Genomic DNA, 10,434 nt, shown 5'->3' with positions numbered 1-10,434 from the left:
CGAGCCGCTCCGCCGCGGCGGTGGGCCGCGGCGCGGGCGGGCCGTCGGCCGCGTCCCCGCCGGCCTCGGGGCCGGCCAGTTCGTCGGCGACCCGCTTGGCCAGGTCGTCCACGAGTGAGGCGCGCCAGGCGGACCAGGCGGCCGGGCCGGTGGCCAGGGCGTCGGCCTCGGTGAGGGCGTGCAGCAGTTCCAGGGCCTCCCGGCTGCCCACCGCGCGCGCCACGTGCTGGACGGTGGCCGGGTCGTCCAGGTCGCGGCGGGTGGCGGTCTCCACCAGCAGCAGGTGGTGACGGACCAGTACGGCAAGGGTGTCGGCGTCCTCGTCGCCGAAGCCGATGCGGGCGGCCATGTCCCGGGCGATGGTCTCGCCGGCCTTGCTGTGGTCGCCGGGCCAGCCCTTGCCGATGTCGTGCAGGAGGGCGGCGGTCAGCAGCAGGTCGGGGCGGGACACGCGGCGGGTGAGGGCGGAGGCGCGCACCGCGGTCTCCACCAGGTGGCGGTCCACGGTCCAGCGGTGCACGGGGTTGCGCTGCGGGCGGCAGCGGACCCGTTCCCAGTCCGGCAGCAGCCGGACCACCAGGCCGGCGGCGTCCATGGCCTCCCAGACCGGCACGGTGTCCCGGCCGGCGCCGAGCAGGGTGACGAACTCCTCGCGGGCCTCGGCCGGCCAGGGCACCGGCAGCGGCGCGGCGGACTCGGTGAGCCGGCGGACCGCGGGCAGTGCCAGCGGCAGTCCGGCCTGGGCGGCCGCGGCGGCGGCGCGCAGCGGCAGCACCGGGTCGCGCTCGGGGCGGGCGGCGCGGGCCAGCACCACCTCGCCGTCCTGCTCGACCACGCCGTCGGCGAGCGGGGTGCGCTCGGTGACCGGCGCGGGGGCCCGTCCGCGGCTGCCGAGCAGGCCGCGCAGCCGGCGGCCGGGGCCGGAGCGGGCGGAGCGGGCCCGCAGCACCCGGCCGACCTCCCGCCAGGTGACGTCGGAGGCGTAGGCGACGGTGCGGGCGGCCTCGTAGACCCGGCGCAGCAGGGCGTCCGGGTCCAGCAGGCCGAGCGCGTCGGCGACCTGGGGCTGGTCCTCCTGGGCCAGCCGGTCGGTGGCGCGGCCGGTGGTCAGGTGCAGCGCGTCGCGCACGTCGAGCAGGATGTTGCGGGCCTCCTCCAGCCCTTCGCGCGGGGCGTCGGCCAGCCAGGAGGCGGCCACGGCGCGCAGTGCGGTGATGTCGCGCAGGCCGCCGCGGGCCTCCTTGAGGTCGGGTTCCAGGAGGAAGGGGAGTTCGCCGTGGCGGCGGGCCCGGTCGCGGCCCATCTGGTGGAGTTCGGGCAGCCGGGCCGGGGCGTGGGCGCGCCACTGGGCGAGGACGGCGCCGCGGAGCTCCTGGGTGAGGGTGTCGTCGCCGGCGAGGTGGCGGGCGTCCAGCAGGCCGAGCTGGACCTTGAGGTCCTCGGCGGCCGTGGTGCGGACCTCCTCCGGGGTGCGGACCGAGTGGTCCAGGGCGAGGCCGAGGTCCCAGACGGGGTACCACAGGCGGTCGGCGAGCGCCGCCACGCTCTGCGTGTGCTCCGCCTGCTCCGTGCGGGTCGTGCGGCCCGCGCGGCCCGGGCGGCCCCCGTCGGCCGGGCCGTCGTGGAGCAGGAGCAGGTCGAGGTCGCTGCGCGGGGAGAGTTCGCCGCGGCCGTAGCCGCCGACCGCGACCAGGGCGGCGCGCACGCCCTCCGGGGGTTCGCCGAACAGGCCGGCGAGCCACTGGTCGGTGAGCCGGGCGAGTTCGGCACGGCGCGGCGGCCCGGTCTGCTCCTCCCCGGCGAGGAGGCGCAGCCGGGCCGCCGCGTAGGAGCCGTTCGGGCCCGCCTGGCTACCGGAGCTGCTGCTTGTCGTCTCGGCGGTCATGCGGTCGTCGGCTCCCATGGTGTGTTCCGTGGTTGTCGATGCGTGGTGGGTGCGGTCCGCTCCGGCGGTGCCGGACCCGGTCCGGTGGCCGGGAGCCGCGCCGGGGCGCGGCTCCCGGCGCGGATCAGAGGGCGTCGGGGCCGACCTCGCCGGTGCGGACCCGGACGGCGGTCTCCACCGGCACGCTCCAGACCTTGCCGTCACCGATCTTGCCGGTGCGGGCCGCCTTGACGATGACGTCGATGAGCTGCTCGGCGTCGTCGTCCTCGCAGAGGATCTCCAGTCTGGTCTTGGGCACCAGGTCGACGGTGTACTCGGCGCCCCGGTAGACCTCGGTGTGCCCGCGCTGCCGGCCGTAGCCGCTGGCCTCGGTCACGGTCATGCCGTGCACGCCGAACGCCTGGAGGGCGTCCTTGACCTCGTCCACGCGGTGCGGCTTGATGACCGCGGTGATGAGCTTCATGCGTCCACCTTCTTCTCACCGGACTCCGCGACCGCCGTGCCGGCGGCGGCGGAGGAAACGCTGGCGGCCGGGACCGGACCGCCGGACTGGCTGAAGTCGTACCCGCTCTCGGCGTGGAACACCTGGTCGAGACCGGCGACTTCCTCCTCCTCGGAGGCCCGGAAGCCGACCGTGGCCTTGATCGCGAAGGCGATCAGCAGGGTGGCCAGGAAGGAGTACACCAGCACCGCGCCGGCCGCCAGGGCCTGGAGCAGGAACTGCTTGATGCCGCCGACCTCCATGGCCAGGAAGCCGACCAGCAGGGTGCCGACGACGCCGCCGACCAGGTGGACGCCGACCACGTCGAGGGAGTCGTCGTAGTTCAGCTTGTACTTCAGGCTGACCGCCCAGGCGCAGACCACGCCGGCCACCAGGCCGATGGCGATGGCGCCCATCGGGTTGACGTTGGCACCGGCCGGGGTGATGGCGACCAGACCGGCGATGGCGCCGGAGGCCGCGCCCAGGGTGGTGTAGGCGCCGTAGCGGAGGCGCTCGTAGGCCAGCCAGCCGCAGATCGCGGTGCCGGTGGCGACCATGGTGTTGAAGCCCATCAGCGCGGCCACGCCGTCGGCGGCGAGCTCGGAGCCGGCGTTGAAGCCGAACCAGCCGAACCACAGCAGGGCGGCGCCCAGCAGCACCATCGGCAGGTTGTGCGGACGCATCGAGGAGTCCTTCTTGAACCCGGTCCGCTTGCCGATCACCAGCACCGCGGCAAGGGCGGCGATACCGGCGTTGATGTGCACGGCGGTGCCGCCGGCGAAGTCGATGACGTCGTACTCGCCGCCGAAGACCTTCTCGCCCAGGGTGTTGATCCAGCCGCCGTCGCCCCAGACCCAGTGCGCCACCGGGAAGTAGACCAGGGTGACCCAGGCGGTGACGAAGATCATCCAGGAGCTGAACTTGACCCGCTCGGCCAGCGCGCCGGCGATCAGCGCCGGGGTCAGGACCGCGAACATCAGCTGGAAGAGGGCGAAGGTGATGATCTCACCGGTGCCGTCCAGGCCGATCAGGTCCTTGAAACCGACGAAGTCGAAATTGCCGAGGACGCCGCCGCCCTCTCCGTTGACTCCGTCGCCGAAGGCGACCGTGAAGCCGTAGAGGACCCACAGCACGCTGACGATGCCCGTCGAGATGAAGCACATCATCAGCATGTTGAGGGCGCTCTTGACCCGGATCATGCCGCCGTAGAAGAAGGCAAGACCCGGAGTCATGATCATGACCATGGCGGACGAGATCACCAGGAACGCGATGTTCGACGGAATTGCCGCCTGTTCCAAAATTTCTTCTGGTGTCAAGGTGAGATCTCCTTGAGATAACGACCCGTGCGGGCAGGATCTGGGCGGGTCAGGATGGGCTTCAGGCTGCAAGAGCGCCGTTTCCTGCGATGCCCGGCGATGTTTCGCGCCCGTGACGATGGCCGTCTGCGTGTTACACGCCCATGAACTCGGCATGGCGCGCCGCACGGCGGGGCCGCGGTGTGCCGCACTGTTCGCCCAAGCGTGATGAAGCCGCAAGCTGCGGCGGCCCGTTGGGCCGGGAGAATCCCGCGCCGCGCGGTGCCCTCCGGCGGCCGGCGGCCGGTGTACGCGGACCGGCCGCGACCGCCACCCGGTGTGACCTGGCATGGGGGAGCCGAGTCGGGTTGTCCGGGGTGGAGGCCGCGGCCGGGGTCGTGGCGTCCGCGGGGCCGGTCAGACGGCCCGGCGGACGGAGTTCTCCGGGAGTTCCTGGGTGACGTGCTCCAGCAGCGAGACCACCTCGGCCACGTCGCCGTACTCCCGGGCCGCGTTGACCGTGGTCTTGCGCAGCCGGTTCGAGACCCGCTCCGAACGCAGCGTCTTGGCCAGCACTATCGCCTGACCGGCCCGCTCGGCACAGGCCTCGGGCTCGTTCTCCAGCAGGTGCACGGTGGCCAGGCCGATCAGATTGAGTGCATACGAACGGTGCGGTCCGTGTTCCTCACGCGCGCACTGCTCCCCGAACAGCTCGACCGCCTGCTCCATGTGCGGCCTGGCCCGGGAGACGTGCGCCGGGCTGCGGCCCGCCACATAGGCAAGGTCACGGTAGGAGTGGGCGTTCTCGGCGTGCAGCTCGGCCAGCGAGAAGAAGCGGATCCAGTCCGGGTCGCCGTCGTCCCGCGTGATGTCGCCGAAGGTCTCCTCGGCCATCCGCACCGCGCGGTGGCACCTGGTCCCCTGGCCCAGGGAGGCATGGGCCCGCGCCTCCATGGCGAAGAGCATCGACAGCGTGCGCGGGGTGGCCTCGTCCTGGCCGCCGTACTGGGCCAGGTGGATCAGCTCCAGGGCGTCCTCGGCGCGGCCCAGATGGATCATCTGCCGGCTCATCTGGGCCAGGATGTACGCCCCGAGCGCCCGCTCCTCGGCCTCCTTGGCGGCGTGCAGGGCCAGCACGAAGTACTTCTGCGCGGTCGGCTGGAGCCCGATGTCGTAGCTCATCCAGCCGGCCAGGGCGGCGAGTTCGGCGGTGATCCGGAACAGCCGGCGGCGCACGGCCGGCGGATGCGACTCGTGGAGCAGATCGGTCACCTCGTGCAGCTGGCCGACCACCGCCTTGCGGCGCAGCCCGCCGCCGCTGGAGGCGTCCCACCGGCGGAACATGGTGATGGTCTCGTCCAGCATGTCGAGCTCGGGGCCGGACAGACCGGTCAGGCGGCGCCGGGTGCCGGCCTGCGCGGGCACCGTGCCCAGGCCGCCCGCCCCCCCGCCCCCGTCACCGGGGACGGCGGGGTCCGGCCCGCCGGCGGTGGGCACCAGCCAGCGCTGCATCGGCTCTATCAGGGAGGCCCCGGCCGAGATGGTGAGCGAGGTGCCCAGGAAGCCGCGCCGGCCGAGCATCAGATCGCTGCGCGAGAACTCGTTGATCAGCGCGGCGGTCTGGGTCCCGGCCCAGGGCAGGTCCACGCCGGAGATCGCGGCCGACTGGCGGGCCACCCGCAGACCGAGATCCTCGACGGTCACCACGCAGCCGAACCGTTCGGAGAAGAGTTCGGACAGGATGCGCGGAATGGGCTCACGCGGCTGTTCGCCGTCCAGCCAGCGGCGGACCCGGGAGGTGTCGGTGCTGACATGACCGGCCCCCATCTGCCGGGCACGCCGGTTCACCTGACGGGCCAGCTCGCCCTTGGACCAGCCGCTGCGCTGGAACCAGGACGCCAGCCGCTCGTTGGGGAGCTTGGCGGCCGTCGTGCCGCCCTCGTTTCCGCTCACCGTCACGCCCCCATCCCGGCCCGCCGCCACCGCGGGCCGTAGGTCGTCGTCGTTCGGCCGCCCGTGCCGCGGCCCGGGAGGGGCCGGCACGGCCGGGAATCACTGCCGCTGCTGCGCTTATGCATCTGTCCGTCCGGTGCCGGAGGGCGGGGCGGATGCCCGGGGACCGCGCTCCCCGGCACCGTGCCGCCCCACGATCCCACGATCCGGGGCTGCCGGATCCCGTCCCTCCGGACCGCCCGGTCCGGCCGCCGGGCTGCGGAGTCCCGGTCGGCGACCGGTTGTTGACCGGTAAAACTGACGGGGCGTCGACGAATGGACCGAACGTAACCCCGCCGGCCGGGGGTGGCGACCTGCGTGACGGAATCGCCACCATTCGCCACCCCTCTGTATGAAGCTATCGCCCGTGCGACGCGATTCACTTGGCACAGCGCTCCCGGCAGTGGGGCGGAGCGAAGCACTGCGGGGGCGCGCGGCGACCAGTGCGCTCCCTGTGCCCCCGGCCCGGCTGCGATCCGCCGCACCGGACTGGGCAGTCCTCAGGGAGTCAGTGCGTGACCGGACCACTCGGCTGAGTGACAGCGGAGCGGCCGGCGAGAGTAACCATCGGCGTCCGGGACCCGTTGGAGGGGGCATGGGCTTCACGATCGGCGGTCTGCGCGAGGTCCGGGAGATGCGGCTGGTGCCCGGGAGAACGCGGCGGCTGTGGCCCGCGGGGCGCCCGGCACGCACTCCGCAGGCCACGGCCGCCGCCGAGTACACCGCCCTGTGGGGGTGGGACGTGCGGCCCGGCGCGCGTGCCCGGCGCTATCCGGGCGGCCGGCTGGAGTGCTCCTGCGGAGCGGACTGCGGAGCGCCCGGCGCGCATCCGCTGGCGGCGGGCGAGGAGATCCCGGCCGGTTCCTCCCCGGCGCAGGCGGTCAGCGCCTGGACCCGCACCCCGGGCGCGGCGGTGCTGCTGCCGACCGGGCGGGCGTTCGATGTGATCGAGGTGCCGGCCGAGGCGGGCCGGCGGGCCCTGCTGCGGATGGAGCGGATGGGCCTGCCGCTGGGCCCGGTGACCGAGTCCCCGGCCGGGCGGGCCTGGTTCTTCGTCGCGCCGGGCGCAGCCGAGGAGGTGCCGCGGCTCCAGCACCGGATGGGCTGGCCGGACGGCCTGCTGGAACTGCTCGACCTGCGGGTGCTGGGCCCCGGCGGCCATGTGCCGGCGCCGCCGTCGGAGCACGGCGGGCACGGGCACGTGCGCTGGCTGCGGCCGCCCTCGCCGGAGGCGGCGGGCCGGCCGCCGCAGGCCCGGCTGCTGCTCGGTGCCCTGGCGTACACCTGCCACACCCGGGCCCGGGGCGGCGGGGCCGGCACCGCCCGCTTCCCGCGCGAACTGCCCGTGTAGCGCTGCCGGTGCAGCGCTGCCCGCAGCGGCGGCGGCCACGGCCACCGGGGCCCCCGCCGTGCGGACCGGGCGGGCGCATCCGGCGCCGCCGNCCGGGGCCCCCGCCGTGCGGACCGGGCGGGCGCATCCGGCGCCGCCGGGCGGCTGCGGCTGCGGCTGCGGCTGCGGGTCATCCCTCCAGCAGGGCGTCGACAAAGGCCTCGGGTTCGAACGGGGCCAGGTCGTCCGCGCCCTCGCCCAGGCCGACCAGCTTGACCGGCACACCCAGCTCCCGCTGCACGGCCACCACGATGCCGCCCTTGGCGGTGCCGTCCAGCTTGGTCAGCGCGATCCCGGTGACGTCCACCACCTCGGAGAACACCCGGGCCTGCACCAGACCGTTCTGGCCCGTGGTGGCGTCCAGCACCAGCAGCACCTCGCTGACCGGGCCGTGCTTCTCCACCACCCGCTTGACCTTGCCGAGCTCGTCCATCAGACCGGCCTTGGTGTGCAGCCGGCCGGCGGTGTCCACCAGCACCACGTCGGCGGCCTCGGCGATGCCCTCCTTGACCGCGTCGAAGGCCACCGAGGCCGGGTCGCCGCCCTCCGGGCCGCGCACCGTGCGGGCGCCCACCCGCTTGCCCCAGGTCTCCAGCTGGTCGGCCGCGGCGGCCCGGAAGGTGTCGGCGGCGCCCAGCACCACCGAGCGGCCGTCGGCCACCAGCACCCGGGCCAGCTTTCCGGTGGTGGTGGTCTTGCCGGTGCCGTTGACGCCGACCACCAGGATCACCGAGGGGCGCTCCTCACCCTGTGCGGTGATGCCACCCGCGGTGTTGACGGTACGGTCCAGGTCCGGGCCGATCAGGGTGAGCAGTTCCTCGCGCAGCAGGCCGCGCAGCTCCTCCGTGGTGCGGGTGCCCAGCACCCGGACCCGCTCGCGCAGCCGCTCCACCAGCTCCTGGGTGGGGCCGACGCCGATGTCGGAGGTGATCAGCAGGTCCTCGATCTCCTCCCAGGTCTCCTCGTCCAGGTTGTCCCGGGAGAGCAGGGAGAGCAGGCCGCGGCCCAGGGCGTTCTGCGAGCGCGCCAGGCGGGCGCGCAGCCGTACCAGCCGGCCCGCGGCCGGCTGGGGTGTCTCGATCTCCGGCGGCGCGGGCGGCGGCACGGTGGCGGAGCCGCCGGGCAGGTCGACGTCCTCGATGGTGCGGCGCGGGGTCTCCACGGGTTGCGCCGCGTCCTCTCCGACCTGCGGCTCTCCGGGGGCGAGGGTGTCGGCCGGATGCGCCCCGGCGCCCTCGGCCGGTGCCCCGGGAGGCGGCGCCTCGCGTACCTTGCGGCGCCGTCCGCTGATGACCAGTCCGCTGACCGCGGCGATCGCGATCACGGCGATGGCCACGGCAAGGATGAGGTATTCCATCGGTGTCCTCGGCTAGCCGGGTGCCGGGCCGGTGGTCCACCCCGGCAGTTGTCGGTTCCCCAGTATCACCGACAGCCACCTGCCGCACCGACCGGCCCCGCCGCCGCGTGCCGCGGCCGCCCCGGGCGGGGGCACGGGAGCGGCGGCCCGCCCGGCGGGGGGCCGTCAGCGGAGGCGCTGGCTGATGACCTTGGAGACGCCGTCGCCCTGCATGGAGACGCCGTAGAGTGCGTCGGCGATCTCCATGGTGCGCTTCTGGTGGGTGATCACGATGAGCTGGGAACTCTCCTGGAGCTCCTTCATGATCCGGATCAGCCGCTGGAGGTTGGTGTCGTCCAGCGCGGCCTCCACCTCGTCCATCACGTAGAACGGGCTGGGCCGGGCCTTGAAGATGGAGACCAGCAGGGCCACCGCGGTCAGCGAGCGCTCCCCGCCGGAGAGCAGGGACAGCCGCTTGACCTTCTTGCCCGGCGGGCGGGCCTCCACCTCCACTCCCGTGGTCAGCATGTTCTCCGGGTCGGTGAGCACCAGCCGGCCCTCACCGCCCGGAAAGAGCCGGGAGAACACACCCTCGAACTCCCGTGCCGTGTCGTGGTAGGCGGCGGTGAAGACCTGCTCCACCCGCTCGTCCACCTCCTTGACCACCTGGAGCAGATCGGCGCGGGTCTTGCGCAGGTCACCGAGCTGCTCGCTGAGGAACTTGTGCCGCTCCTCCAGGGCGGCGAACTCCTCCAGGGCCAGCGGATTGACCTTGCCGAGCTGCTTGTAGGCGCGTTCGGCCGCCCTGAGCCGCTTCTCCTGCTCGGCGCGGACGAAGGGGCGGGGCCGGTTGCGCGGATGCTCCGGGTCCTCGGGCAGCTCCTCGCCCTCGGCGGGCGGGGAGGGCGGCACCGGCTGGTCCGGGCCGTACTCGGCGACCAGGACCTCCGGCTCGATGCCCAGCTCGTCCAGGGCGCGGGCCTGGAGCTGCTCGATGCGCAGCCGCTTCTCCGCCCCGAGCACCTCGCCGCGGTGCACGGAGTCGGTGAGCTTGTCCAGCTCGTCCTTGAGCTCCCGGCCGCGGCGGCGTTCGGCGTCGAGTGCGCGCTCGTGCCCGGCGCGGGCCTGCTCGGCCTGGCGGCGCGCGGCCTCGGCGCGTTCCAGCGAGACCTCGACATGGGCCAGCAGCTGGCGGGCGCCGGCCGCCACGGCGGCGGCCACCTCGGCCTCGTGGCGCAGACGGGCGCGGCGGCGCTCGGCACGCAGCCGCGCCTCGCGCTCGGCGCGGGCGGCGCGGTCCAGCGCGTCGGCCCGGCCGGACAGGCCGCGCACCCGCTCCTCGTGGGTGCGGAGCTGGAGCCGGGCCTCCATTTCGGCCTGGCGGGCGGCGGTGCCCCCGGCGGCCAGCCGGTCGCGTTCGGCGGTGTCCGGCTCCTCCTCGGCGTCGGCGGACTCCTCGGCGACCGCGAGCTGTTCGGCCAGTTCCTCGGCCTCGGCGGTGGCGCGGGCGAGTTCCTCCTCGGCACGCTCCACGGCCTGGGCGGCGCGGTCCGCCTCACCGGCGGCGGCGCGGGCCTGGCCGGCCAGGCGGCCGAGGTCCTGGGCGACCCGGGAGCGTTCCCGGTCGGCGGCGGTCCGGCGGCGGCCGGTCTCCTCCAGCGCGGCGGCGCATTCCCTCCGGCGGGCACGGGCCTGTTCGAGTGCGGTGGCGAGGTGCCCGCAGCGCGCGGAGAGCTCGCGGAGTTCGGCGGCGGCCTCGTCCACCGAGGCCTGCACCTCCAGCAGGCTGGGCGCCCCGGCCGAGCCGCCGCGGGCCAGGTGGCCGGCGAGCACATCGCCCTCGGCGGTGACGGCGGTGACGCCGGGGCGGTGGCGGAGCAGTTCCCGGGCGTCCTCCAGGCCGGCCACCACGGCCACGTCGCGCAGCAGCGCCCGCGCCGCCGCGGCGACCCCCTCCGGGCCGCTGACCAGCCCCTCGGCCGAGACGGCGGGCACGCCGTCCGCCGCGGCGACCGGCCGTTCCCCGGCGGGCGACGGCAGCGGCACCGCGGTGCG

The 10,434-nt window shown here is 74.7% G+C and carries 7 protein-coding genes; 1 reads left to right on the top strand and 6 read right to left on the bottom strand.

All coding sequences use genetic code 11. The annotated features are described in order from the left end of the window. The 4 genes from GQS09_RS23800 to GQS09_RS23785 all read right to left on the bottom strand — a co-directional run. A partial coding sequence (locus GQS09_RS23800) for a [protein-PII] uridylyltransferase (protein ID WP_165989562.1) occupies positions 1-1,885 on the bottom strand: 1,885 nt, incomplete at its 3' end. Positions 1,886-2,009: 124 nt separating this feature from the next. After that, on the bottom strand, positions 2,010-2,348 hold the full coding sequence (locus tag GQS09_RS23795; RefSeq protein WP_165989558.1) for a P-II family nitrogen regulator: 339 nt from the start codon (positions 2,346-2,348) through the stop codon (positions 2,010-2,012). Beyond that, entirely contained in the window at positions 2,345-3,682 is a 1,338-nt protein-coding gene (locus GQS09_RS23790; protein WP_279577786.1) for an ammonium transporter, read from the bottom strand. The genes GQS09_RS23795 and GQS09_RS23790 overlap by 4 nt, the downstream gene beginning before the upstream one ends. 396 nt (positions 3,683-4,078) lie before the next feature. Then, positions 4,079-5,614 (bottom strand): hypothetical protein, encoded by a 1,536-nt coding sequence (locus tag GQS09_RS23785; protein ID WP_165989560.1) that lies wholly within the window; start codon positions 5,612-5,614, stop codon positions 4,079-4,081. 634 nt (positions 5,615-6,248) lie between these two features. Here GQS09_RS23785 and GQS09_RS23780 point away from each other — a divergent pair. Continuing rightward, positions 6,249-7,004 carry a bifunctional DNA primase/polymerase gene (locus GQS09_RS23780; protein WP_165989553.1) on the top strand — a complete coding sequence of 252 codons (756 nt, stop codon included), beginning with the start codon at positions 6,249-6,251 and terminating at the stop codon, positions 7,002-7,004. 169 nt (positions 7,005-7,173) lie between these two features. Here GQS09_RS23780 and ftsY read toward each other — a convergent pair whose 3' ends face one another. Then, entirely contained in the window at positions 7,174-8,400 is a 1,227-nt protein-coding gene (ftsY, locus tag GQS09_RS23775; RefSeq protein WP_165989551.1) for a signal recognition particle-docking protein FtsY, read from the bottom strand. A gap of 165 nt (positions 8,401-8,565) precedes the next feature. Next, positions 8,566-10,434 (bottom strand): AAA family ATPase (locus tag GQS09_RS23770; RefSeq protein ID WP_165989549.1); only part of this gene is annotated, 1,869 nt, incomplete at its 5' end.

The sequence above is a fragment of the Streptomyces sp. YIM 98790 genome (assembly GCF_011421595.1).
Lineage (GTDB): Bacteria > Actinomycetota > Actinomycetes > Streptomycetales > Streptomycetaceae > Streptomyces.
The sequence above is the reverse complement of the archived record's forward strand: the minus strand, read 5'-3'. Positions and strand labels throughout refer to the sequence as shown.

Coding starts and splice junctions, on each gene's coding strand:
- GQS09_RS23795 (WP_165989558.1), bottom strand. CDS start 2,348: ATGAAGCTCATCACCGCGGTCATCAAGCCGCACCGCGTGGACGAGGTC.
- GQS09_RS23780 (WP_165989553.1), top strand. CDS start 6,249: ATGGGCTTCACGATCGGCGGTCTGCGCGAGGTCCGGGAGATGCGGCTG.
- ftsY (WP_165989551.1), bottom strand. CDS start 8,400: ATGGAATACCTCATCCTTGCCGTGGCCATCGCCGTGATCGCGATCGCC.